This window comes from Oceaniglobus indicus, from assembly GCF_002751875.1.
GTDB lineage: Bacteria > Pseudomonadota > Alphaproteobacteria > Rhodobacterales > Rhodobacteraceae > Oceaniglobus > Oceaniglobus indicus.
Genome location: NZ_NMZM01000006.1, coordinates 173,106 through 194,870, shown reverse-complemented (window position 1 = coordinate 194,870; position 21,765 = coordinate 173,106). Strand labels below are relative to the sequence as shown.

Genomic DNA, 21,765 nt, shown 5'->3' with positions numbered 1-21,765 from the left:
CCGCGCGACGCCATGACCGGCGGCTGCGCCGCGGCGTGCCCCTGCGGGGAGCGGCGCTTGCACATGCCGGGGATGCCTGCGGCGCGAGTATTTCGGGCAAGAAAAAACCACGGTCATTTCTTCTTGCCGAAGCCGGAGAGGCCGGGAGGCAGGGCGCTGCCGCCACCGAGGCCGGGGAAGCCTGGGGGAAGCTGTCCGGCACCACCCTTGCCGCCGCCCATCTGGGCCTGGGCGGCCTGCATTTCAGCTTCGGACGGCATGCCGCCCTTGCCGAACATGCCGCGCATGGCCTGTTTCAGGGCGCCGCCCTTGCCCATCTTGCCCATCTTCTTCATCATGTCGCCCATCTGGCGTTGCATCTTGAGAAGTTTGTTCAGTTCGCTGACTTCCAGTCCCGCCCCCCTGGCGATGCGTTTCTTGCGCGAAGCCTGGAGCAACGCGGGGTTGGCGCGTTCCTTTTTGGTCATCGACTGGATCAGGGCGATCTGGCGGCGCAGCACCGAATCATCGAAGCCCGCGTCGGCGACCTGTTTCTGCATCTTGGCCATGCCGGGCATCATGCCCATCACGCCTTCCATGCCGCCCATCTTGAGCATCTGTTCAAGCTGCATCTTCAGGTCGTTCATGTTGAACTGACCCTTCTGGAAGCGCTTCATCATCCGCTCGGCCTGTTCGGCCTCGATGGTTTCCTGGGCCTTTTCGACCAGCGCGACGATGTCGCCCATGCCGAGGATCCGGCCGGCGACGCGTTCGGGGTGGAATTCCTCGATCTGGTCGAGCTTTTCGCCAAGGCCGACGAACTTGATCGGCTTGCCGGTGACCGCGCGCATGGACAGGGCCGCGCCGCCGCGTCCGTCGCCGTCCATCCGGGTCAGGATCACGCCCGTGATGCCGATGCGGCCGTCGAAATTCTCGGCGGTGTGCACGGCGTCCTGACCGGTGAGGCCATCGACCACCAGCAGGGTTTCGCGCGGGTTGGCCACGTCGCGCACGGCCGCGACCTGGTCCATCAGCTCGTCGTCGATGGACAGCCGGCCGGCGGTGTCGAGCATGTAGACGTCGTAACCGCCCAGGCTGGCCTGCTGTTTCGCCCGTCTGGCGATATCGACCGGTGTCTGGCCCGCCACGATGGGCAGGGTATCGACACCGATCTGGGTGCCGAGAATGGCCAGCTGCTCCATCGCGGCGGGGCGGTTCACGTCGAGCGATGCCATCAGCACACGCTTGCCGTCGCGGCCCGACAGCCGGCGGGCCAGCTTGGCTGTCGTCGTCGTCTTGCCGCCACCCTGGAGGCCCACCATCAGGATCGCCGCCGGCGGGTTGTCGATGCGCAATGCGCCGGGATTGTCGGTGTCGCCCTTGAGGACATGCACCAGTTCGTCGTGGACGATCTTGACGACCTGCTGGCCGGGGGTGACCGATTTCGTCACCGCCTGGCCGGTCGCCTTGTCCTGCACCGCCTTGACGAAATCGCGCGCCACCGAAAGGGACACGTCCGCCTCGAGCAATGCAACGCGGACCTCGCGCAGGGCGGTTTTGACATCGTCTTCCGACAGGGCGCCCTGTTTGGTGAGCCGGTCGAAGACGCCGGAAAGGCGTTCGGACAGATTTTCAAACATGGACGCGGCCTTTCGGAGCGAATTCGGAAGATCCGCCCGGGGTGGCGGACCGGCTGTTCAGAGTCGGCGGACGGCAGGGCCGGACGTCGATTGCCCCACGGGGGGCAGGCAAAGCATGAACGCCCCCACGGGCGCAACGCGCTGGTGGGGGGCGATCCCCGGTATGAGCGGGGACCGGAAGACATGGAGACTCCCGGGGTTTGCGGAGCGTTAGCGGGACGGCGCGGCAAAGTCAAGCCGGCGCATGCACTGTGGGGGGTGCCGGCCGGCGGCCGGCACCATGCGCATGTTGTCAGGCGAGCCCGGGGTGCGGAGGCGCGCCCCGCAGGCCCGGCGTCCTGCGGTGCGCCCGGGTGTGCAGGGTTCGGATCAGGCCGGCTCGTGGCGGGGGATGGCCACGGGCAGCGCATCGATGGCGGCTTCGGCGCGGGCGATTGCGCCTTCTGCGTCCCGTGCCAGTGCGTCTGCGGCGACGATCGTGACATCGGTAATGCCCAGGAACCCGAGAATGTAGCGCAGGTAACGGGTGTTGAAGTCGTTTTCGGCACCCGCGGATGTGCCGCCCGATGCCATGGCGATGATGGCGCGCTTGCCCGTCAACAGGCCTTGGGCACCGGCCGAAGTATAGCGGAATGTCTCGCCGGCGCGCGCCACGAGATCGATCCAGGCCTTCAGAGATGCGGGGATCGAGAAGTTGTAGACCGGCGCGCCGATGACGATGACGTCCGCGGCGCGCAGCTCGGCGATCAGCGCGTCGGACAGCTTCAGCGCCGCTTGCTGTTCCGTCGTGCGTTCGGCGCGCGGGATCGCCCGTGCGACGGCGAAGCTGCTATCGACCTGGGGCAGCGGGTGGCGCGCGACGTCGCGGACGGTCACGGTGGCGTCGTCAAAGCGGGCGATGACGGCGGCGCTGAGCCGGCGGCTGACCGATGACTCGAGGTTCACCGAAGAGTCGATGTGCAGGATACGGGTCAAGATCAAGCTCCGTTGTCAGGAATTTCACAAGGGTTGGATGGCATGTGGCGTCACCTAGCGGGCGGTTGATCGTTTTGACACCCGCAGCAGCGATCAGAGGTCTGTGCGTGGATGCGCAGGTTCCGCACCTCTTGCGCTGTCGGGTGGAATGTTGCCTTTTGCCCGGGCGCCGGTTTCCGGCAGTCTGCAACGTCATGGTGCGCCCGAGATGACCCTTTCCGCCTGGGACGAGATCCGCACCGCCTATCATGTGGCGCGCGTCGGCACGGTCAGCGGCGCGGCCGAGGTTCTGGGCGTGCACCATGCCACGGTGATCCGCCATATCGATTCGCTCGAGGCGCAGCTGGGCGTGAAGCTGTTTCAGAGGCACGGGCGCGGCTATACGGCGACCGAGGCCGGTGCCGACCTTCTGGACGTGGCGAAGGTGGCGGATGAGAAGTTCACGCAACTGGCCGGTCGGATCCGGGGGCAGGGGGCCCATGTCTCGGGCGATCTGGTCGTCACGGCGCTGGGCCATGTGGCCCGCACCCTGACACCCGCCCTGGTGCGGTTTCAACAGGCCCATCCCGACGTGGTCGTGCGATTGCTGACCGGCGACCGGGTGTTCCGCCTGGAATACGGCGAGGCCCATGTGGCCGTTCGTGCCGGCCCGGCGCCCAAGGATCCCGACAACGTGGTTCAGCCGTTTCTGGACGAGCCTGTCGCGATCTATGCCAGCCAGGGTTATCTTGCGGCGATGGGGCGGCCGGACGGTGACACAGATCTGGCCCGTCACCGATTCTGCGCGTCCGATGACAACGACAGCCGCGCGCCGTTCAATCGCTGGCTGCGCCGGACGGTGCCGGCGGACCGGATCACGTTCCGCAGCACCGACAGCGACATCGTGACCGCGGCCGTGCGCGCGGGCGCGGGAATGGGGTTTCTGTCGGTGTTCGAGGCGGCCGAGATGCCCGACCTGGTGCAGATGGTGGCACCGCGCGGCGAATGGGCGTCGCCCTTGTGGCTGGTGACCCATGTCGATCTGCACCGAACGGTCAAGGTGCAGGCGGCGCTGGCGTTCCTGAAGGCCGAGGCGAAACGCTGGACCGCCGGAGCGACCGGCGAATGACCCCTGAAATCAAGGGCCACATGGCCATGCTGGGGTTTTCGGCGCTGGTGGCGGGATCATTCGCGCTGGGTTCACTGGCGGCGAACGACATCGCGCCGAGCGCCCTGAACGCGGCGCGGTTCATCATCGCGACGACCCTGGTGGGGGCGGCAGCGTGGGCATCCGGCGGCGTGTCGCGATCGACCTGGGTGGCGCCGTGGCGCTATCTGGTGCTGGGCGGATTGCTGGCCTGCTATTTCGTGCTGATGTTCGAGGGGCTGAAGACAGCGCCGCCCGTATCCGCCGCGGCGGTGTTCACCCTGACCCCGGCTCTGGCCGCCGGCTTCGGCTGGCTGTTCCTGCGCCAGGCCGTCACCGGCGCGATCGCCCTGGCGCTTGTCATGGGGGCGATCGGCGCATTGTGGGTGATTTTCCGCGGCGATCCCGCACAGCTTCTGGGGATGGAGGTCGGCCGTGGCGAGATGATCTATTTCTGGGGCTGCATGGCCCATGCGGCCTATACGCCCCTGGTGCGCCGCCTGAACCGTGGCGAAACTGCAACGGTGTTTTCCTTCGGGGTATCGCTGGCCGGATGCGTTGTGCTGATCGTGTTCGCCTGGGGGTCGATCAGGGCCACTGACTGGACTGCGCTGCCCCTGATGGTCTGGATCACGATCCTTTACACGGCCGTGTTTGCCAGTGCCATCACCTTTGTTTTGCTACAGTTTTCGTCGCTGCGCCTGCCTTCGTCCAAGGTCATGGCCTATACGTATCTGGTGCCCGTCTGGGTGCTTTTGTGGCAGCGTGCGCTGGGTCAGCCATTTCCCGACTTCTCGTTTCTGGGCGGACTTTTCTTGACCTTGTGCGCGCTTGGTGTTCTCTTTGCAGAGCGCAGTGCAAAAAAGTCATGACGGCGTTCAGGCGCAGCGGAGATTTTCCGCCGATCCTCTGTTTGGGGTTTGCCGCTGCGCAGCATTGTGTTTAAAGGTGGCATTGGATTTCAACTGGTGAGGACCACTATGACCTTCAAGAACATTGCACAGGCCGTGGCGATTTCCGCCATCGCTGCATTTGGCACGACAGTCGGCGCGCAGGCCGCGACCTGCAACATCTCCATGCCCGCTTCCGGCGACAACGCGAACGTCGCGGCCGTGAACGCGAACATCGTCAACGTGCTTCAGTCGAAGTACCCCGGCGTTGCATTCGACGCGCCCAGCGCGCGCGAATCGTCTTCGGTCATCGTTCCCGGCTGCAACGCCGCTGACTTCGCGCCGACCGGCGCCAACATGTCCAGCGTTGCCGGCGATCTGCCCGCAGGCGCAGGCATGGCGAACAGCGGTGCAGTCATCGGCGGTGCCGCGGCTCTGCTGGCGCTGGTCGTTGTCCTGAACGACGGCAGCTCGTCCACCACGACGACGCCGGACACCTGATCGCAGCGCGCAAGCAGCTGACCTCGTATCGCAGGATGGGCAGGCCGAATGGCCTGCCCATTTTTGTTTCGCCAACGCGGATTTCTGCAGGCCATGGAACCGTTCGCACCCTGCGGTGTTGTCGGTAAAATGAATGAAGGGACATATTGTGCGGAATATCATCTATCTTGTCGGACTGGTCGTCATCGTCGTGGCAATCGTGAGCTTCGTTCTCTGATCGCAGCCGACGTGACCACAGCTTTCTACCGCGCTTGGTGAGTAACTCCGCAAGGGGTCGAGAGGCGCGTGTTTAAGGACGTGCAAGGCCGTGACGTGATTTTCCGTCACGGCTTTTGCTGTTTTGGCTGTCCGGTGTTCCATGTATGGGACGCTGATTGCTCAGGGGGCCGGATCGTCGGACAGCCGTTCGGCCTTCAGGAACCGCTCCAGCGCATCCAGGTTCGTGACGTCGAATTGCCCGAACCCCTGCATCCAGACCGATGCATCGCGCAGGGCGTCGGGGTCGAGTTTGCACCAGTTCACGCGACCACGACGCTCCTGCGTGATCAGACCCGCCTGCGCCAGGACGCCGAGATGTTTCGAGATCGCCGCGAGCGAGATTGAAAACGGCGCGGCAACATCGGTGACGGCCATGTCGTCTTCCAACAGCATCGACAGGATCGCGCGGCGGGTGGGATCCGCGAGGGCCGAGAAAACGATGTCGAGAGGATGCGCCATGGCGATCCTGTGGCACCCGGATCCTCCATGGTCAACCGTGCGGTTGAATATCATTTTCGCCTGTGCCCTCTGTTCCGGGCGAACTGGCCGGGTGGCTGCGCGAGGAATAAGCATTTAAGAACATATACTTATGGCTTTCCTGCGCCGTCTTGACTCTGGCCCGTCGTGTTTCTAGTGTCCGCCCAACCTGACCGGGGGTATCCCATGTCCGAACCGCCATCCGACGCGCGACTTAAGGCGCTGGAAGATCGGATTTCGGCCGCCAAGGCGGAACATGGGCCCAGGCCCCGGTCGGATGAACACTATTCCCAGGCCAACATCGCCTGGCGGATGGTGATCGAACTTGTGGCCGGTCTCGGGATCGGCTTTGGCATGGGGTACGGGCTGGATCTGCTGTTTGGCACACTGCCCGTCTTCATGCTGATCTTTGTGGGCCTCGGGCTTGCGGCGGGTGTCAAGACGATGATGCGCACCGCGAAAGAGCTTGAGGTCAAGGCGATGCAGGCGGACGGGCAAGATCCCGAAGCGCCGGACGGAAAGGGTTGAACGATGGCGGGCGAAAACGGCGCGGAAGGCGGAAGCGGCCTGAGCATTCATCCGATGGACCAATTCATCGTGAAGCCGCTTTTTGGCGACGGTCCGGTGGGCATGTTCACGGTTACCAATGTCACGCTGTGGCTGGCCCTGGCGGTTGGCTGTGTCGCGCTGCTGATGGTGATCGCCACGCGTGGCCGCAACATCGTGCCGTCGCGCGGCCAATCCGTGGCCGAGCTTGCCTATGGCTTCATCTACAAGATGGTCGAGGACGTCTCGGGTCGTGACGGTCTGAAATACTTTCCGTACATCATGACGCTGTTCCTGTTCATCGTCTTCGCCAACTTCCTGGGTCTGATCCCCATGTCCTTCACCACCACATCGCATATCGCGGTGACGGCGGTTCTGGCCCTGGCCGTGTTCCTGACCGTGATGGTTCTGGGCTTCGTAAAGAACGGCGCGGCGTTCCTGGGCCTGTTCTGGGTCAGCTCGGCACCCCTGGCCCTGCGCCCGGTGCTGGCGATCATCGAACTGATCTCCTTCTTCGTGCGCCCGGTCAGCCACTCCATCCGTCTTGCGGGCAACATCATGGCCGGTCACGCCGTGCTGAAGGTGTTCGCGGGCTTCGCCGCCGTGACCGCCGTCGCGCCGCTGGCGATCATCGGGATGGTCGGCGTCTATGCGCTTGAGGTGCTGGTCGCGTTCATCCAGGCCTATGTTTTCACCATCCTGACCTGCGTGTACCTTAAGGACGCGCTGCATCCGGGACACTGACACGACGGTGGGGCCGGGCGGGTGATCCGCCGCAACCCCATCCCCGCTACGCCGGGCCTTAGGGCCTGTCATACGATCAAAACCTAATTCCATCGTAAGGAGAGAAGACATGGAAGGCGATATCGCAAACATGGGTCAATTCATCGGCGCCGGCCTGGCTGCCATCGGTTCGGGTGCCGCCGCCATCGGTGTTGGCCACGTTGCCGGCAACTTCCTGTCGGGTGCCCTGCGCAACCCGTCGGCTGCCGCTGCCCAGACCGCGACCCTTTTCATCGGCATCGCATTCGCGGAAGCGCTGGGGATCTTCTCGTTCCTCGTCGCGCTGCTGCTGATGTTTGCCGTCTGATCGACGCTTGATCCTTACGGTCGGGTGGGCTCCTGTGGCCCGCCCGATGCATTTCAAGGTTTCAGGGGGACGACATGGCCACAGAGACACCAGTGATCGTGGACGGTCACGCCGGCGAAACGGTCGCGCAAGAGATCGAGGCGGGCATGCCCCAACTTGATTTCTCGACCTTTCCGAACCAGATTTTCTGGCTGCTGATCGCGCTGTTCGCGATCTATTTCATCCTGACGCGGATCGGTCTGCCCCGTGTCGGTGGCGTGCTGGCCGAACGCCAGGGGACGATCACCAACCACATCGCTGCCGCCGAAGAACTGAAGCTGCGCGCGCAACACGCCGAGAAAGCCTATGACAAGGCGCTGGCGGATGCGCGGATCGAAGCCGGCAAGATCGTCGCGGCGGCAAAGGCCGACATCCAGGGCGACTTGGACCAGGCGATTGCAAAGGCCGACGAGGAAATCGCCGCGAAGTCCGCTGAAAGCGAGGCGTCGATCAACGAGATCCGCAAGGGTGCCGTTGCGGCCATCGAAGAGGTTGCCAAGGAAACCGCCGGCGCGCTGGTCGGTGCACTGGGCGGCACCTCGGACCAGGCGGCGATCGACGCTGCCGTGCAGGCGCGGTTGAAAGGATGATCGACATGAAGAAAATCCTTGCAACCACCGCCGTCGGCGCCATGTCGTCCGGTCCTGCCCTGGCGGCGTCCGGGCCGTTCCTGTCGTTGCGGAACACCGACTTCGTCGTCCTGATCGCGTTCATCCTGTTCATCGCGGTGCTGGTCTATTTCAAGGTGCCGCGCATCCTGTTGGGCATGCTCGACAAGCGTGCGACCGGCATTCGTGCCGATCTGGACGATGCGCGCGCCCTGCGCGAAGAAGCTCAGGCGCTTCTCGCCTCGTACGAACGCAAGCAGCAGGAAGTGCAGGAGCAGGCCGACCGCATCGTGGCATCGGCGCGCGCCGAAGCGCAGGCGGCATCGGAGAAGGCCAAGTCCGATCTCGACATCTCGATCCAGCGTCGCCTGAAGGCGGCCGAGGACCAGATCGAATCGGCGCAGTCCGACGCCATCCGCGACGTGCGCAACCGTGCGATCCAGGTGGCGATCGCCGCCGCCGCTGACGTTCTGGCAAAAGACATGAACGCCGCGCGGGCCAATGCGCTGATCGACGAGTCGATCAAGACCGTGGAAGCCAAGCTTCACTGACACCGCGGCCATGACAAGAGCAAAGCCCGGTCACTGGCAAGTGGCCGGGCTTTTGCGTTCGTATCGGCGGCGATGATCAGGCGCGCAGACTTTTCACGGGCCGTGTGATCCCGACAAAAAGGCCGCAGCGTCACGATGCGCTGCGGCCTTTCCGTGTCTCTGACGACAGGAGATTCCGTCAGTTGGTCGGACGGATCACGATGTCGACGCGACGGTTCTGTGCGCGTCCCGCGGCGCTGAGGTTTTCGGCGACCGGACGATCCTCACCGAAGCCGACGGCGCGCAGGCGGCCGGACGATACGCCGTTCGCGGCCAGGATGGACGTGACGGCGGCCGCGCGCCGCTGTGACAGGTCCTGGTTATAGGCGGACGAGCCGGTGTTGTCGGTGTGGCCCTGCACTTCGACGATCGAGTTGGGATAGCGGTTCAGGTTCGCGGCCAGAACGCCCAGGTCCGAACGCAGGGTGCCCGCGACGATGGCGCTGTCGGTGGCGAACAGGATGTCCTGCGGCATCCGCACGATCAGTTCGTTGCCGGTGTTCACAACGTCGATGGCGCCGTTGCTGAAGTCACCGCGCAGTTCGGCGGCCTGCTTGTCCAGGATGTTGCCGACGACGGCACCGCCTGCGGCCCCGATCGCGGCGCCCAGTGCGGCGTTCTTGAACCGTGACGGCCCGCTTTCACGGGTGCCGCCCAGAACGGCGCCGATGGCGGCGCCGGTCAGCGCGCCGGTGCCGGTGCGGTTGGGCTGACCTGTCTGCTGGTTGACGCAGCCGGTCAGGGCGAGTGTGCCGGCAAGCACGCCGGCAGTGGCGAATTTCGATATAATCATGTGATCCTCAAACGGTTAACGTCACATCTCCAACGCAGGTCATAGGACGTTCGGGTCCCGGACGCATGGCATATATGGAGGATCGGCGGATCGTTGCCACATATATTCGTGATCCTCACAATCCCGTCATTGCCGCCTCGTCAGCCAGCATGACGCGTTTCACCGGCAGGCCCCAGTGATATCCGCCCAGCCCGCCGGTCTTGCGGATGGCGCGATGGCACGGGATCAGCCAGCTGATCGGATTGCGCCCGACCGCGGTGCCCACGGCCCGCACGGCGCGGGGGGAACCGATATGTTCGGCAATGTCGCCATAGGTGGTAACGTGGCCCGTGGGCACGCGCAAAAGCGCCTCCCACACCTTGATCTGGAACGGGGCACCGATCAGGAACAGGGGCGTGGGGTCAGTGGCGGTGTCCGCGCCGAACGCCGACAACACCCACGTGCGCAACCGCATGGGGTTTTCGACAAAGGATGCATTGGGCCAGCGGCCGGTCAGATCGGCCATCGCCGCGTCCGGGCCGGTTTCGGCGGACAGCGCGATGCCGCAGATGCCCTTGTCGGTGCCCATGACCAGCGCCGGGCCGAAGGGGCTGTCGAACCAGCCCCAGAACACGGTCAGGCCGTCCCCCCTGCGCGCATAATCGCCGGGCGACATCGCTTCCCACCGCACGAACAGATCGTGCAGCCGTCCACCCCCCGACAGCCCAGTTTCCGCCGCCGCCTCCAGCGTTGTCACGCGCCGCTCCAGCAGGGTCTTGGCATGGCCCAGCCGCAGATACTGCTGGAACCGTTTGGGCGAGATCCCGGCCCAACGCGAGAAGATCCGCTGAAAATGCGCCGGTGACAGGTTCATCTCGGACGCGATATCCTCAAGCGTCATGGACCGGCCGTCATCCGTGTCCAGCCGGTCGATGGCGCGGCGCATGAGTTGCCAGTGATAGCTGTGTTCGGTGTCGCGCATGGCGTTACTCTCGCTTGGGGCTGGTCCGAGGATAGGCGGGATCAATGCGGCCCGCGATCCGAAAGCTGCGGGTTGCGCCGGCAGGGGCGCGTCCGGCGTTCCGCCCCATTCAACCTGGGGCATAGGCGGCTGATGCGGAATCATCTTTTCAGATCGTCCGGGGTGCGCTAGCAGATCTGCAAGGATATTTGGACAGCGGGGGCCGCAAATGATCAACGAATTCAAGGATTTTATCGCCAAGGGCAACGTCATGGACCTGGCCGTGGGCATCATCATCGGCGCGGCCTTCACCGCCATCGTGACGTCCCTTGTGGGGGATCTGATCAACCCGGTTATCGGTCTCATCCTCGGCGGGGTGGATTTCACCAGCATGTATGTCGTGCTGTCGGGTGACGTGCCGCCCGGCGTCGGGTTGGACGCCGCGCGTGATTCCGGGGCGGCGATCTTTGCCTATGGTGCCTTCATCACGGCCTGCATCAACTTTTTCATCATCGCCTTTGTGGTCTTCATGCTGGTCAAGGCGGTCAACCGGCTGAAATCGGCAGCGGAAAAGCCGGACGACATTGCGCCCGAGGTGCAGACCGGCCCATCGGAGCTGGACGTCCTGATTGCCATCCGCGACGAACTGGCCAAGGGCCGCGCCTGATCCGCGACGCCGGCCTGCCTAGCGCAGGCCGGTTTCCTTCAGCAATCCGCGTTTCTTGGCCTCGTAGTAATAGCCGCGGGAATACCAGGACACGGCACGGTCCGGGCTGCCGTCGGCAACCATCCAGGCACCGCGCAGGTATTTGACCGCGTAATTCAGGTTCGTGTCGGCATCCAGCAATGCGTCGGGCGCGCCCTTGTGGCCCATGGTGCGCGCCGTTGTCGGATGGATCTGCATCAGGCCGTAATAGGGGCCGTTGCGCGCCGCCGGATCATAACCGCTTTCGCGTTGCACGACCCGATGCACCAGCGATTCGGGCACGTTCCACTTCTGCGCATAGAACGCGATCTTGGGCGACAGCGCCCGTGCGCCCCGGCTGGCCTCGGGCGGGGGCGGGGGGGGCTGGCGGCCGCAGGCACCCAAAGCGAAGGCGACACCATTGCAAAGCGCGAAACGACGGGTGATCATGTCAGGACTCGTGTGTGGTTTCGCACAGAATATCGCCCCGCCGACGGTGTGCAATGGCCGATCCTAGGTCGGGCGCACCACCCGGCGCCGTTTTGCCCAAGGAGGCCGCTTGCGACCGGACCCGAAAGCCCAGCAAACCGCAATGTCGCGACACGCCGCCGAATTGCGCCGGATCGACCGCCTGGCGCGCCTGCTGGACGCGCGGTTCAGCGTGCTGGGCATCCGTTTCGGTTACGATTCGCTGATCGGGCTGATTCCCGGTGTCGGCGATGCGGTCGTGGCCGTGCCGGCGGCATGGCTGATCTGGCGGGCGCATCGTCTGGGGGTGCCGCGGACTGTTCTGGTGCGGATGATGGTGAACTGGGGAATCGACCTTGGCGTCGGCGCGGTGCCCGTGGTCGGCGACCTCTTTGACGTGGCGTTCAAGGGCAACCTGCGCAACGCGCGCCTGTTGCAGGAGGTGCTGAAAAAGCAGGCCGCCGAAACTGCCGGCTGACGCGCGGTAAGGTGGCCCCCGTGGAACATCGCCCGGCCTTGGCCCGTTCTGGTGACAATGTGAACCGGCAGCGTGCCGGCGTCGCCAAACCAACGGAGTTGTTCCATGACCCACCACAACCGATCCACATTTGCGGCCATCGCAATCGCCGCCGCGCTGCCCCTGTCCGCCGGGGCGCAGACCGCCGTCGAGACCCGGACCGTCGAGACGGGCACCACGCTGGGATACCTGGAATGCAACATCGAAGGCGGCTTCGGCCTTCTGATCGGGTCCAGCCGCGATGCGATGTGTGTGTTCGAACAGAACGACGGATCCGAACAGATCTATCGCGGCAAGATGGACAAGCTGGGTGTCGATATCGGCATTTCGGGCGAAAGCTATATGAAATGGGTGGTCGTGCAGGCGCTGGACCGTGCGCCCGAAGACATGACGCTGGACGGCACCTATGCGGGTGTTTCGGCTGATGCGTCTGTCGGTGTCGGCCTTGGCGCCAATGCCCTGATCGGCGGTAGCAACGATTCCATCGGCCTTCAGCCGTTCAGCGTCGAAGGCAAGACCGGGCTGAACATCGCCGTCGGGCTCAGCCGCCTGACCCTTGCCTCGATGGAGTGACGGCATCATCGCTGTCGATCCCCCTGAAACACCAAACCCCCGGCGCTTTCGCCCGGGGGTTTTCGTGTGGCCGCCGAAACGGCCCAGAGTCGAAAACTCTTACATCATGCCTTCGCGCTGTGCCTTTTTACGGGCAAGCTTGCGGGCGCGACGGATGGCCTCGGCCTTCTCGCGCGCTTTCTTCTCGGACGGTTTTTCGAAATGCTGCTTGAGCTTCATTTCACGAAAAACGCCCTCACGCTGGAGCTTTTTCTTCAGAGCGCGGAGCGCCTGATCGACGTTGTTGTCACGAACACTGACCTGCATGTGGTTTTCACCACCTTTCTAGGTTGAAGTTGCATAAAGTGCAGGAAGTGGGCGTATAGCAACCTTGTGCTAACTTGTCCAGTGAGACGAAATTGAAGAGGTGAATCATGACCGATGATGCGAAAAGCCGGATCCTGGACGCGGCGATGATGCACGTGCCCTTCGACGGCTGGAGCGCGGCGACCCTTGCCGCCGCCGCCCGCGATGCGGATGTCGACCCGGCCCGGGCCAAGGCGCTGTTCCCGCGCGGCGCGCTGGACCTGGCGCTGGCGTTTCACCGGGCGGGCGATGCGGCAATGCTGGAACGGCTGCGCGAGACCGACATGAGCCACCTCAAGTTCCGCGAAAAGGTCGCACGCGCCGTGCGCTTCAGGCTCGAGGCCGTGGACGACAAGGAGGTCGTGCGCCGTGGCACCACGTTCTTTTCCCTGCCGCAACATGCGGCCGAGGGGGCGCGGGCGATCTGGGAAACGGCCGATCATATTTGGACCGCCCTGGGCGATACCTCGGACGATATCAACTGGTATTCCAAGCGCGCGACCCTGTCGGGAGTCTATGCGTCGACGGTGCTGTACTGGCTTGGCGATGACAGCATCGACGACAAGGCGACCTGGGCGTTCCTGGACCGTCGCATCGAAAACGTGATGCAGTTCGAAAAGGCCAAGGCAGCGATCAACGACAACCCGCTGTTGCGCGGTCTGATGATCGGGCCGAACTGGCTGGCGTCGAAGGTGCGCGCGCCGTCGCGAGCGCCGCGTGCGGACATGCCGGGAAGCTGGCGGGGTCGGGGATAGGCACCGCCGGTGTGGTGAAGCGCCCGCGCCGCTGATATGGAACGAAAAACCGGCAAAGGACCTTGAACGACATGAGCAAGTCAATGCGCGCCGTCGAAATCAGCGAACCCGGGGGCCCCGAGGTTCTGAAGCCCGCCGAGCGCATGCGCCCGGTGCCGGGCCACGGCCAGATCCTGATCGAACTGGCCTATGCCGGGGTGAATCGTCCCGATGCGCTGCAACGGGCGGGCAATTACGCTCCGCCGCCCGGCGCCAGCGATCTGCCGGGGCTGGAAGGGGCCGGAACCGTGGCCGAAATCGGCCCCGGCGTGACCCGTTGGGCGGTGGGCGATCAGGTCTGCGCGTTGTTGCCCGGTGGCGGTTATGCCGAATATGCCGTCTGTCACGCCGACCACGCCCTGCCGGTGCCCGCGGGCATGGACATGAAGCGCGCCGCCTGTTTGCCCGAGACGTTCTTCACCGTCTATTCCAACGTCGTGATGCGCGGTGGCCTGTCGGCGGGTGAACGGTTTCTGGTGCATGGCGGGTCGTCCGGCATCGGCACCACCGCGATCCAGATCGCGCGCGCGTTGGGCGCGCGGGTCTTTGCCACGGCCGGATCCGACGAAAAATGCGCCGCCTGCATTGATCTCGGGGCCGAGCGGGCGATCAATTACAAGACCGAAGATTTCGCCGAGATCATGAAGGCCGAGGGCGGCGCGAACCTGATCCTCGACATGGTCGGCGGCTCGTACATTGCCCGCAACATCAAGGCGCTGGCCGACGACGGGCGATTGGTCCAGATCGCATTTCTGGAAAGCCCGAAGGCCGATCTGAACTTCGCCCAGATCATGGTGCGCCGCCTGACCGTGACCGGATCCACCCTGCGACCGCAAAGCGATCTGACCAAGGCGCGCATCGCCGAGGCGCTGCGCCGCGAAATCTGGCCGATGCTCGCGTCGGGCCGGATCCATCCCGTCATGGACGAGGAATTCGCGCTCGAGGACGCGGCCCGCGCCCATGCGCGGATGGAAAGCTCGACCCATATCGGCAAGATCGTGCTGCGGATCGCCGGATGAGACTGACCCTGACCCCAAGGAAAGATGACGCATGAGCGGATTGCTTGCCCTTCTCGACGACGTGGCGGCCATCGCCAAGGTTGCCGCCACATCGGTGGATGATGCCGTGGGGCAGGCGGTCAAGGCATCGTCCAAGGCCGCCGGCGCCCTGATCGACGATGCGGCCGTGACGCCGAAGTATGTCCAGGGATTTGCCGCCGCGCGCGAGCTGCCCATCGTCTGGGGCATCACCAAGGGGTCGCTGTTCAACAAGCTGGTGATCCTGTTGCCCGGCGCGCTGTTGTTGTCGGCCTTCGCGCCTTGGCTGATTGCGCCCTTGCTGATGCTGGGTGGCGCGTATCTGTGTTTCGAGGGCGCCGAAAAGGTCTGGCACGTCGTCAACCCCGCCGACCATTCGGCCAAGGATCTGGTCGAGCAGAAGAAGATCGACGCCACGCTGGAAAAACGCAAGATCAAGGGTGCGATCAAGACCGATTTCATCCTGTCGGCCGAGATCATGACCATCACGCTCGAGGCGCTTCCCGATGATCTGGGCCTGCCGATGACAGCGCTCAGCCTTGCGGTGGCGGGTCTGATGATCACCGCGCTGGTCTATGGCGCGGTGGCGGTAATCGTGAAGGCCGACGATGTGGGGCTTGCCATGGCCACGGATGGGCATCTGGGCGTGACCCGCGCCACGGGACGCGCCATCGTCAAGGGGATGCCGGGGTTTCTGAAGCTGCTGCTGATCATCGGAACCGCGGCGATGATCTGGGTCGGCGGGTCGATCATCCTGCATGGGCTGGACGTGATGGGCTTCTCGGCGCCCTATGACTGGATCCACGATGTCGCGGTCGCTGCCTCCGGCCACGTGTCACCGACCTTCGGCGGTGCGGCGCAGTGGTTCGTCACGGCGTTCCTGGACGGGGTCGTGGGGCTGATCATCGGGGCGATCCTGATCCCGGTGGTGCATTACGCGATCGAACCCCTGGTCGGCCTGTTTTCACGCGACAAGGCCGGGGACGTCAGTCGATAGGGGCGAAAAGGGCGTCGTCCATCGTGCAATCGCGCACCACGTCGCGCCCACAGGGCACCGGCGAAAGGTCTTTCGACAGGCACAGGCGCGCCTCGGCGATGCGCCCGGCCTTGCACGTGATCGTGATCATGTCGGGTGCAAGATCGGGGTTGGCGGCGATGAACGCCTCCTCGATCACCGACGCGGGCAGTTTCACCGCGCGGTCCAGCTTGCGCAGCACCGCCGGCCGTTCAACCGACGCAAACGCCCGGCGCGCCGTGTCGTAATACCGCGCCGCACTCAGCCCCGAACAGCGGCCGTGTTTCTTCCACTGATACCAGGCGGCGCCGCCATCGCCCATGATATCGGCCATTTCGCCCGATTGCCGGCGCGTGGGGTCGCGTTCGGACGTGTGGCAGTAGCTGGGATAGCCGCGGTGAAACTGCGGCCACAACCCATGCAGAACCCACCCCGAATTGCGCGCATCGTCGCATTGGGGTGCATTGCGGGCATCGCCCTCAAGCGCGCACCATGTCGGAGACCACGACAGCGCCAGCACGTAATAGTCAAAGTCGCCCGCACGCTCGCCTTCGGCCCACGACAGGCAGGGCCACAGGATCAGAATCAGTGCAAATCGCATTTTCTCTTTTCTCCGATGCCGCGAACCCCTATATCCATGCCAACTTCCCCGAAAACGAACAAGGGGTCCACCCGGACCAGCCGTTTTCCCCGGCCGGGGAAGTCATGGTCAGGGCGGGGATCAAGGATTGCAGTCAGACAAAGGAGTGTCTCGCGATGCAGAAACCGATCATGGCAAAGGCTACCGCCGTCTGGCTTGTCGACAACACCACGCTGACGTTCAAACAGGTGGCCGACTTCTGCGGTCTGCACGAGCTTGAGGTGCAGGGCATCGCCGACGGCGATGTTGCCGCCGGGGTCAAGGGATTCGATCCCGTTGCCAACAACCAGCTGGACCAGTCGGAAATCGAGGCTGGCGAAAAAGACCCGATGCACAAGCTGAAGCTCAAGTTCTATTCCGCCGCCGTGGGCGAGGAAAAGCGCCGCGGCCCGCGCTATACGCCGCTGTCGAAACGCCAGGACCGCCCGGCGTCGATCCTGTGGCTGGTCAAGTTCCATCCCGAACTGACCGACGGCCAGATCGGCAAGCTGGTCGGCACCACCAAGCCGACGATTCAGGCGATCCGCGACCGGACCCATTGGAACATCAACAACATCGACCCGATCGATCCCGTCGCGCTGGGCCTGTGCAAGCAGTCCGAGCTGGACCAGATGGTGCAGAAGGCCGCGGCCAAGCGGGACCAGGGGGTCATGACCGACGATGAACGCCGCAAGCTGGTGTCGACCGAACAATCCCTGGGGATGAATCCGTCCGAGACGCGGATGCCCACGGCGATCGCGGGACTCGAGACGTTTTCACTGTCCGAGACCGAGGATGAGGACGAGGACAAGCACGACGCCAGCAAGGACGCCGACAGCTATTTCAACCTGCCCGGCGACGCGGACAAGGACGCCGACGACGACTGAACCGATCCGGGGGCGCGACCATGAAGATCACCCACCTGCAATCGTCAAGTGAGCTGATCGAGGTGGCGGGGGTCCGTATCCTGACGGATCCCTGGCTGGTTCAGGGCGAATATTACGGCAGCTGGTATCATTACCCGCCGCTGCCGATGGCGCCCGAATCGCTGGAATTCGATTACATCTACATCAGCCACATCCACCCCGACCACCTGAGCCGCAAGACCCTGGCCCGGCTGGACAAGACGAAACCGGTCCTGATCCACCGCTTCGACGAGAAGTTCCTGCGCCGCAGCATCGAGGCGCTGGGCTTTCAGGTGATCGAACTGGCCCATGGCGCGCCTTTCGATCTGGGCAACGGCGCGACGATCGAGATCTTCGGCGCCGACGATTGCAACCCCGAGCTTTGCGCGAAATTCATTGGCTGCGCACCGGTCGAGACCGAGTTCCGGTTCACCCAGATCGACAGTCTGTCGGTGATCACCGACGGCACCCACACGATCCTGAACACCAACGACTGCCCGTTCGACCTGTCACGCACGGTGCTTGAGCGGATCGCGAAACGCCATCCGGTGATCGACCTGTTGCTGGTCGGCTATGCGGGCGCCGGGCCCTATCCGCAGTGCTTCACCTTTGCCGACGATGCCCAGCGACGCGCGGCGGCCGCCCGGAAAGAGGCGCAGTTCATCGCGCAGGCCGTGCGCTATGTCGATGCGGTCGCGCCACGCCGCTTCATGCCCTTCGCGGGCACCTATGTGCTGGGCGGGCGGCTTGGGCCGCTGAACGGATCGCGCGGCGTGCCGTCTTTGGCGGATGCGTTGGCACGGATCGAGGCGGGGATATCTGTAGCGTCACAAGGGCTCCTTCTGCCGGCGGGCGCGAGCTGTGACCTGTCGACCGGCGAGCGCACGGCGGATTACCACGAACCCGCGCCCGAAGATGTGGCGCGTTTCGTCCAGGCGACCTTTGATGCGCCCTATGATTACGACTGCGAAGTGGAGCCCACCGACGATGCGCTGTTCGCCGCCCTGACGGCTGCCCATCCGCGCTTTGCGGCCAAGGCGCGCGACATCGGTTTCAACAGCCCGACCCGCATCTTGGTGCGTGACGGCAACGGGTTTGCTGCGGCTTTCGATGCGGTGAACGGACCCGAACGGATCGAGGGCGCGCCGGACGCCGACGCCTTCGTGGAAATCACGGTCGACCGTCGCCTGCTGGGCCAACTTCTGAAAGGGCCGCGATACGCCCATTGGAACAACGCCGAAATCGGATCGCACCTGCGCTATCGCCGGGTGCCCGATACCTTCGAGCGCGGTCTTTATTATTGCCTGTCGGCGTTTCACGCCTGACTGAGGACGGGCGCGCAGCGCCGCTTCAGAACGCCTTGCGAGCGCGCAGCGCCGCGCCGATGGTGCCGTCGTCGAGGTAATCCAGCTCTCCCCCGATCGGCACGCCCTGGGCCAGCGAGGTGACGGCGATGCCCAGATCATGCATCTGTTCGGCGATGTAATGGGCCGTGGTCTGACCGTCGACCGTGGCGTTCAGGGCGAGGATGACCTCGGTAACGCCCTCGGGCTCCAGCCGGTCGATCAGACGCGGGATGCGCAATTCATCGGGGCCCACGGCATCAAGCGCCGACAGCGTGCCGCCCAGAACGTGATAGCGCCCCTTGAACGCGCGCCCCCGCTCCATGGCCCAGAGGTCGGCCACGTCCTCGACCACGCAGATCTCGCCGGTGGCGCGTTTTTCGCTGGCGCAGATCTCGCAGAGGTCGGCGGCGCCGATGTTGCCGCAGCGCAGACATTCACGGGCGGTTTCCCCGACCTTCACCATCGCCTCGGCAAGCGGGATCAAAAGCTGGCCGCGCTTCTTGATCAGCTGAAGGACGGCGCGGCGGGCCGATCGGGGGCCGAGACCGGGCAACCGCGCCATCAGCGCGATCAGCGCCTCGATGTCCGACGGTGCGTCATTCATGCCGGCCGCTTTGGGGCGGGTGCTGTGCAGTGAGTATTTTCAGCAAGAAAAAGCAGGGATATGCTCCGGTTCGAGACAGGCGGAGGGCGAAACCGAAAGAGGCGGTTTCGCTGGATCCGGTGTCGGTTCGTGGGGTGGCAGCCCTCAGAAGGGCATCTTGAAGCCGGGCGGCAGGCCGAGACCTTCGGTCAGCTTGCCCAGTTCTTCCTGGCTCTTTTCGGCGGCCTTGGACTGGGCGTCCTTGATCGCCGCAAGGATCAGGTCTTCCACCACTTCCTTTTCATCCGGGTTGAAGATCGAGGGGTCGATGTCCAGCCCGGTCAGAACGCCCTTGGCCGTGGCGGTTGCCTTGACCAGGCCGGCGCCGGACTGCCCCTCGACCGTCATGGTTTCGAGCTGTTCCTGAAGCTCGGTCATCTTGCCCTGCATGTCCTGGGCCGCCTTCATCATCTTGCCCATGTCGCCGAGCCCGCCTAGTCCCTTGAGCATGTCCGCTCCTCCGTTCCGGTTTGTCGGAACAGAGATACGGGCAGGGGGCGGCCGGAACAAGGGTCGGGTGCAAAAGACGGTTGCACCGGACGGCTGCGGCCGCGTTTCCGGCGCAGCGGAACCCCGGCGATCCGGCAAACAGCGGCTATTGGTCTTCGAACGGATCCCATTCATCCTCGACCTCGGGAAGGGCGGATGCCGCCGCTTCCTGTGCGATCGCTTCGGGGGTGCGGATGTCGACGATGCGTGCGTCGGGAAACGCCTGAAGCACCGCCTGCATCAGCGGGTGTTCGATGGCCCGGGCGCGCAGGTCGTCGGCTTCGGCGTCGCGCAGGGCGGCGATGGTGGGGGCGCCGCCGTCGTTCACCACGCTGACGGCCCAGCGCGCACCGGTCCACAGTTGCAGCCGTTGCGCGAGGCGCGCGGGCAGGTCACGGGGCGCGGCCTGGGTCGGGACGAATTCGATGCGACCCGGCGAATAGCTGACCAGCTGCACGCCGGTTTCGACGTCGATCAGCAGCTTTGCGTCCCGGTTCGCGCGGATCAGGTCGACCACCTGGGGGAAGGTGGCAAACCGGGCCAGCGCGCCGGTGTCGGGTTGAACGGCAAGGGCCGCTGCGCCGCCGCCCGGACCGCTGGCGGGCTGCGACCGGCGCGCCTGTGGTCCGCCTTTGCCCCCCGTGGCGCCATCCCGTGTCGGTGCGGGGCCGGCGGGGCGCGGCGTGTCCTGGAGTTTCTTGACCAGATCGCCGGGAACCGGCAGGTCGGCGACATGGGTCAGACGGATCACCGCCATTTCGGCAGCCATCATCGGGTTGGGGGCTTGCGCCACCTCTTCCAGGGCCTTCAGCAGCATCTGCCAGGTCCGCGTCAGCACCCGCATGGGCAATGTTTCGGCCATCGCCATGCCGCGCGCCCGCTCGTCGGGGCCGATGGTGGGATCTTCGGCCGCGTCGGGCGTGACCTTGATCACCGACAGCCAATGGGTGATCTCGGCCAGGTCGCGCAGCACCGCCATGGGATCGGCACCATCGGAATATTGCGCCGACAGTTCCGACAGCGCGCCGGCCGCGTTGCCCTTCATCACCATGTCGAACAGGTCGAGCACGCGACCCCGGTCAGCCAGCCCAAGCATGGCGCGCACCTGGTCGGCGGTGGTTTCGCCCGCGCCATGGGCGATGGCCTGATCCATCAGCGACATGGCGTCGCGCACCGATCCTTCGGCGGCCCGGGTGATCAGCGCCAGCGCGTCGTCGGCGATCTCGGCGCCTTCCAGCCCGGCGATGCGCGACAGATGGGCGATCATCACCTCGGGTTCGATGCGGCGCAAATCGAACCGCTGACAACGCGACAGAACCGTCACCGGCACCTTGCGGATTTCGGTCGTCGCCATGATGAATTTCGTGTGCGGCGGCGGTTCTTCCAGCGTCTTCAGCAGCGCGTTGAACGCCGCCGTGGAAAGCATGTGGACCTCGTCGATGATGAAGATCTTGAACCGGCCTTCGGCAGGGCGGGTGTTGGCCATGGCGTTCAGCTCGCGGACGTTTTCAACGCCCGTCGACGACGCGGCGTCGATTTCCAGCACGTCGAAGAACCGCCCTTCGGCGATGCCCTTGCAGGGGCCGCAGACACCGCAGGGCGTGGTCGTCGGGCCGCCGTTCCCGTCGGGGCCGATGCAGTTCATGCCCTTGGCGATGATCCGCGCGGTCGTCGTCTTTCCCGTGCCGCGGATGCCGGTCAGGATGAATGCCTGGGCGATGCGATCGGCCTGGAAGGCGTTCTTGAGCGTGCGCACCATCGCGTCTTGGCCGATCAGGTCGGCAAAGGTCGCGGGGCGGTATTTGCGGGCAAGCACCAGATAGGGGGCGGCATCTGACATGGGGACTCGGGGGTTGGGAACGGGCCGAGGTCAATCT

Annotated in this window: 27 protein-coding genes; 16 read left to right on the top strand and 11 right to left on the bottom strand. The window is 64.8% G+C overall.

Features of this window, described 5'->3' with window-relative positions; translation table 11 throughout:
• Positions 1–113: 113 nt before the first annotated feature.
• A complete protein-coding gene (gene ffh / locus CFP68_RS11455) occupies positions 114–1,619 on the bottom strand; it encodes a signal recognition particle protein (RefSeq protein ID WP_099827054.1) in 1,506 nt (501 codons plus the stop codon).
• Positions 1,620–1,988: 369 nt separating this feature from the next.
• Positions 1,989–2,597: an FMN-dependent NADH-azoreductase gene (locus tag CFP68_RS11450; RefSeq protein WP_193825224.1), complete on the bottom strand. Its 609-nt coding sequence runs from the start codon at positions 2,595–2,597 to the stop codon at positions 1,989–1,991.
• 205 nt (positions 2,598–2,802) lie between these two features.
• On the opposite strand from CFP68_RS11450, the gene CFP68_RS11445 reads away from it, so the two are divergent.
• The 3 genes from CFP68_RS11445 to CFP68_RS11435 are packed head-to-tail and all read left to right on the top strand — an operon-like array spanning position 2,803 to position 5,111.
• Positions 2,803–3,702 carry a LysR family transcriptional regulator gene (locus tag CFP68_RS11445; protein ID WP_099827053.1) on the top strand — a complete coding sequence of 300 codons (900 nt, stop codon included), beginning with the start codon at positions 2,803–2,805 and terminating at the stop codon, positions 3,700–3,702.
• Positions 3,699–4,592 carry a DMT family transporter gene (locus tag CFP68_RS11440; protein ID WP_099827052.1) on the top strand — a complete coding sequence of 298 codons (894 nt, stop codon included), beginning with the start codon at positions 3,699–3,701 and terminating at the stop codon, positions 4,590–4,592. The genes CFP68_RS11445 and CFP68_RS11440 overlap by 4 nt, the downstream gene beginning before the upstream one ends.
• 48 nt (positions 4,593–4,640) lie before the next feature.
• On the top strand, positions 4,641–5,111 hold the full coding sequence (locus CFP68_RS11435; protein ID WP_145953435.1) for a hypothetical protein: 471 nt from the start codon (positions 4,641–4,643) through the stop codon (positions 5,109–5,111).
• 378 nt (positions 5,112–5,489) lie between these two features.
• Here CFP68_RS11435 and CFP68_RS11430 read toward each other — a convergent pair whose 3' ends face one another.
• The gene (locus CFP68_RS11430) at positions 5,490–5,828 is read right to left on the bottom strand and encodes an ArsR/SmtB family transcription factor (protein WP_099827050.1); all 339 of its coding nucleotides are present in this window, start codon (positions 5,826–5,828) and stop codon (positions 5,490–5,492) included.
• A gap of 204 nt (positions 5,829–6,032) precedes the next feature.
• Here CFP68_RS11430 and CFP68_RS11425 point away from each other — a divergent pair, with 204 nt between their 5' ends.
• From CFP68_RS11425 to CFP68_RS11405, 5 genes are all read left to right on the top strand, one after another.
• The gene (locus CFP68_RS11425) at positions 6,033–6,374 is read left to right on the top strand and encodes an AtpZ/AtpI family protein (protein WP_099827049.1); all 342 of its coding nucleotides are present in this window, start codon (positions 6,033–6,035) and stop codon (positions 6,372–6,374) included.
• 3 nt (positions 6,375–6,377) lie between these two features.
• Entirely contained in the window at positions 6,378–7,136 is a 759-nt protein-coding gene (locus tag CFP68_RS11420; RefSeq protein ID WP_099827048.1) for a F0F1 ATP synthase subunit A, read from the top strand.
• Between the two features lie 109 nt (positions 7,137–7,245).
• Positions 7,246–7,482, top strand: a complete 237-nt coding sequence (locus tag CFP68_RS11415; RefSeq protein ID WP_099827047.1) for a F0F1 ATP synthase subunit C — start codon at positions 7,246–7,248, stop codon at positions 7,480–7,482.
• Between the two features lie 74 nt (positions 7,483–7,556).
• Positions 7,557–8,111, top strand: a complete 555-nt coding sequence (locus CFP68_RS11410; RefSeq protein ID WP_099827046.1) for a F0F1 ATP synthase subunit B' — start codon at positions 7,557–7,559, stop codon at positions 8,109–8,111.
• 5 nt (positions 8,112–8,116) lie between these two features.
• Positions 8,117–8,680: a F0F1 ATP synthase subunit B gene (locus tag CFP68_RS11405; RefSeq protein WP_099827129.1), complete on the top strand. Its 564-nt coding sequence runs from the start codon at positions 8,117–8,119 to the stop codon at positions 8,678–8,680.
• Between the two features lie 178 nt (positions 8,681–8,858).
• On the opposite strand, the gene CFP68_RS11400 is transcribed toward CFP68_RS11405, so the two are convergent.
• Positions 8,859–9,512, bottom strand: a complete 654-nt coding sequence (locus tag CFP68_RS11400) for a YiaD family glycine zipper/OmpA-like lipoprotein (protein WP_099827045.1) — start codon at positions 9,510–9,512, stop codon at positions 8,859–8,861.
• Positions 9,513–9,627: 115 nt separating this feature from the next.
• A complete protein-coding gene (locus tag CFP68_RS11395) occupies positions 9,628–10,473 on the bottom strand; it encodes a methylated-DNA--[protein]-cysteine S-methyltransferase (protein ID WP_099827044.1) in 846 nt (281 codons plus the stop codon).
• A gap of 208 nt (positions 10,474–10,681) precedes the next feature.
• Here CFP68_RS11395 and mscL point away from each other — a divergent pair, with 208 nt between their 5' ends.
• Positions 10,682–11,119 carry a large conductance mechanosensitive channel protein MscL gene (gene mscL / locus CFP68_RS11390; protein WP_099827043.1) on the top strand — a complete coding sequence of 146 codons (438 nt, stop codon included), beginning with the start codon at positions 10,682–10,684 and terminating at the stop codon, positions 11,117–11,119.
• An 18-nt stretch (positions 11,120–11,137) separates the two neighbouring features.
• Here mscL and CFP68_RS11385 read toward each other — a convergent pair whose 3' ends face one another.
• A complete protein-coding gene (locus CFP68_RS11385; protein ID WP_099827042.1) occupies positions 11,138–11,587 on the bottom strand; it encodes a lytic transglycosylase domain-containing protein in 450 nt (149 codons plus the stop codon).
• 142 nt (positions 11,588–11,729) lie between these two features.
• Between CFP68_RS11385 and CFP68_RS11380 the strand changes: the two genes are divergently transcribed.
• Both CFP68_RS11380 and CFP68_RS11375 read left to right on the top strand, forming a co-directional pair.
• Positions 11,730–12,083 carry a DUF4112 domain-containing protein gene (locus CFP68_RS11380; RefSeq protein WP_099827041.1) on the top strand — a complete coding sequence of 118 codons (354 nt, stop codon included), beginning with the start codon at positions 11,730–11,732 and terminating at the stop codon, positions 12,081–12,083.
• Between the two features lie 105 nt (positions 12,084–12,188).
• Entirely contained in the window at positions 12,189–12,695 is a 507-nt protein-coding gene (locus CFP68_RS11375; protein WP_099827040.1) for a DUF992 domain-containing protein, read from the top strand.
• 99 nt (positions 12,696–12,794) lie between these two features.
• Here the strand turns inward: CFP68_RS11375 and rpsU are convergent, their stop codons facing one another.
• A complete protein-coding gene (gene rpsU, locus CFP68_RS11370; protein ID WP_007118112.1) occupies positions 12,795–13,001 on the bottom strand; it encodes a 30S ribosomal protein S21 in 207 nt (68 codons plus the stop codon).
• A 107-nt stretch (positions 13,002–13,108) separates the two neighbouring features.
• On the opposite strand from rpsU, the gene CFP68_RS11365 reads away from it, so the two are divergent.
• From CFP68_RS11365 to CFP68_RS11355, 3 genes are all read left to right on the top strand, one after another.
• Complete coding sequence (locus CFP68_RS11365) at positions 13,109–13,795, top strand: COQ9 family protein (RefSeq protein WP_099827039.1); 687 nt, start codon at positions 13,109–13,111, stop codon at positions 13,793–13,795.
• Between the two features lie 71 nt (positions 13,796–13,866).
• Positions 13,867–14,853: an NAD(P)H-quinone oxidoreductase gene (locus tag CFP68_RS11360; RefSeq protein WP_099827038.1), complete on the top strand. Its 987-nt coding sequence runs from the start codon at positions 13,867–13,869 to the stop codon at positions 14,851–14,853.
• A 31-nt stretch (positions 14,854–14,884) separates the two neighbouring features.
• Positions 14,885–15,868 (top strand): DUF808 domain-containing protein, encoded by a 984-nt coding sequence (locus CFP68_RS11355; protein ID WP_099827037.1) that lies wholly within the window; start codon positions 14,885–14,887, stop codon positions 15,866–15,868.
• Here the strand turns inward: CFP68_RS11355 and CFP68_RS11350 are convergent.
• Positions 15,858–16,487: a ribonuclease T2 family protein gene (locus CFP68_RS11350; protein ID WP_099827036.1), complete on the bottom strand. Its 630-nt coding sequence runs from the start codon at positions 16,485–16,487 to the stop codon at positions 15,858–15,860. The genes CFP68_RS11355 and CFP68_RS11350 overlap by 11 nt on opposite strands.
• A 155-nt stretch (positions 16,488–16,642) precedes the next feature.
• On the opposite strand from CFP68_RS11350, the gene CFP68_RS11345 reads away from it, so the two are divergent.
• Positions 16,643–17,392, top strand: a complete 750-nt coding sequence (locus tag CFP68_RS11345) for a DUF1013 domain-containing protein (protein WP_099827035.1) — start codon at positions 16,643–16,645, stop codon at positions 17,390–17,392.
• Positions 17,393–17,412: 20 nt separating this feature from the next.
• Complete coding sequence (locus CFP68_RS11340) at positions 17,413–18,735, top strand: MBL fold metallo-hydrolase (protein WP_099827034.1); 1,323 nt, start codon at positions 17,413–17,415, stop codon at positions 18,733–18,735.
• Positions 18,736–18,760: 25 nt separating this feature from the next.
• On the opposite strand, the gene recR is transcribed toward CFP68_RS11340, so the two are convergent.
• The 3 genes from recR to CFP68_RS11325 form a co-directional block, all read right to left on the bottom strand.
• Complete coding sequence (gene recR / locus CFP68_RS11335; RefSeq protein WP_099827033.1) at positions 18,761–19,360, bottom strand: recombination mediator RecR; 600 nt, start codon at positions 19,358–19,360, stop codon at positions 18,761–18,763.
• 144 nt (positions 19,361–19,504) lie between these two features.
• Complete coding sequence (locus CFP68_RS11330) at positions 19,505–19,849, bottom strand: YbaB/EbfC family nucleoid-associated protein (protein WP_099827032.1); 345 nt, start codon at positions 19,847–19,849, stop codon at positions 19,505–19,507.
• Positions 19,850–19,994: 145 nt separating this feature from the next.
• Positions 19,995–21,728 (bottom strand): DNA polymerase III subunit gamma/tau, encoded by a 1,734-nt coding sequence (locus CFP68_RS11325; RefSeq protein WP_099827031.1) that lies wholly within the window; start codon positions 21,726–21,728, stop codon positions 19,995–19,997.
• Positions 21,729–21,765: the final 37 nt, after the last annotated feature.

Bases quoted from the DNA above. Each gene is read 5' to 3' on its own strand.
- CFP68_RS11380 (WP_099827041.1), top strand. From the start codon at position 11,730: ATGTCGCGACACGCCGCCGAATTGCGCCGGATCGACCGCCTGGCGCGC.
- CFP68_RS11395 (WP_099827044.1), bottom strand. From the start codon at position 10,473: ATGCGCGACACCGAACACAGCTATCACTGGCAACTCATGCGCCGCGCC.
- rpsU (WP_007118112.1), bottom strand. From the start codon at position 13,001: ATGCAGGTCAGTGTTCGTGACAACAACGTCGATCAGGCGCTCCGCGCT.
- CFP68_RS11400 (WP_099827045.1), bottom strand. From the start codon at position 9,512: ATGATTATATCGAAATTCGCCACTGCCGGCGTGCTTGCCGGCACACTC.
- CFP68_RS11440 (WP_099827052.1), top strand. From the start codon at position 3,699: ATGACCCCTGAAATCAAGGGCCACATGGCCATGCTGGGGTTTTCGGCG.
- CFP68_RS11355 (WP_099827037.1), top strand. From the start codon at position 14,885: ATGAGCGGATTGCTTGCCCTTCTCGACGACGTGGCGGCCATCGCCAAG.
- CFP68_RS11330 (WP_099827032.1), bottom strand. From the start codon at position 19,849: ATGCTCAAGGGACTAGGCGGGCTCGGCGACATGGGCAAGATGATGAAG.
- recR (WP_099827033.1), bottom strand. From the start codon at position 19,360: ATGAATGACGCACCGTCGGACATCGAGGCGCTGATCGCGCTGATGGCG.
- CFP68_RS11445 (WP_099827053.1), top strand. From the start codon at position 2,803: ATGACCCTTTCCGCCTGGGACGAGATCCGCACCGCCTATCATGTGGCG.
- CFP68_RS11340 (WP_099827034.1), top strand. From the start codon at position 17,413: ATGAAGATCACCCACCTGCAATCGTCAAGTGAGCTGATCGAGGTGGCG.
- CFP68_RS11415 (WP_099827047.1), top strand. From the start codon at position 7,246: ATGGAAGGCGATATCGCAAACATGGGTCAATTCATCGGCGCCGGCCTG.
- ffh (WP_099827054.1), bottom strand. From the start codon at position 1,619: ATGTTTGAAAATCTGTCCGAACGCCTTTCCGGCGTCTTCGACCGGCTC.
- CFP68_RS11425 (WP_099827049.1), top strand. From the start codon at position 6,033: ATGTCCGAACCGCCATCCGACGCGCGACTTAAGGCGCTGGAAGATCGG.
- CFP68_RS11430 (WP_099827050.1), bottom strand. From the start codon at position 5,828: ATGGCGCATCCTCTCGACATCGTTTTCTCGGCCCTCGCGGATCCCACC.
- CFP68_RS11420 (WP_099827048.1), top strand. From the start codon at position 6,378: ATGGCGGGCGAAAACGGCGCGGAAGGCGGAAGCGGCCTGAGCATTCAT.
- CFP68_RS11385 (WP_099827042.1), bottom strand. From the start codon at position 11,587: ATGATCACCCGTCGTTTCGCGCTTTGCAATGGTGTCGCCTTCGCTTTG.
- CFP68_RS11345 (WP_099827035.1), top strand. From the start codon at position 16,643: ATGCAGAAACCGATCATGGCAAAGGCTACCGCCGTCTGGCTTGTCGAC.
- CFP68_RS11325 (WP_099827031.1), bottom strand. From the start codon at position 21,728: ATGTCAGATGCCGCCCCCTATCTGGTGCTTGCCCGCAAATACCGCCCC.
- CFP68_RS11375 (WP_099827040.1), top strand. From the start codon at position 12,189: ATGACCCACCACAACCGATCCACATTTGCGGCCATCGCAATCGCCGCC.
- CFP68_RS11410 (WP_099827046.1), top strand. From the start codon at position 7,557: ATGGCCACAGAGACACCAGTGATCGTGGACGGTCACGCCGGCGAAACG.
- CFP68_RS11405 (WP_099827129.1), top strand. From the start codon at position 8,117: ATGAAGAAAATCCTTGCAACCACCGCCGTCGGCGCCATGTCGTCCGGT.
- CFP68_RS11350 (WP_099827036.1), bottom strand. From the start codon at position 16,487: ATGCGATTTGCACTGATTCTGATCCTGTGGCCCTGCCTGTCGTGGGCC.
- CFP68_RS11365 (WP_099827039.1), top strand. From the start codon at position 13,109: ATGACCGATGATGCGAAAAGCCGGATCCTGGACGCGGCGATGATGCAC.
- mscL (WP_099827043.1), top strand. From the start codon at position 10,682: ATGATCAACGAATTCAAGGATTTTATCGCCAAGGGCAACGTCATGGAC.
- CFP68_RS11360 (WP_099827038.1), top strand. From the start codon at position 13,867: ATGAGCAAGTCAATGCGCGCCGTCGAAATCAGCGAACCCGGGGGCCCC.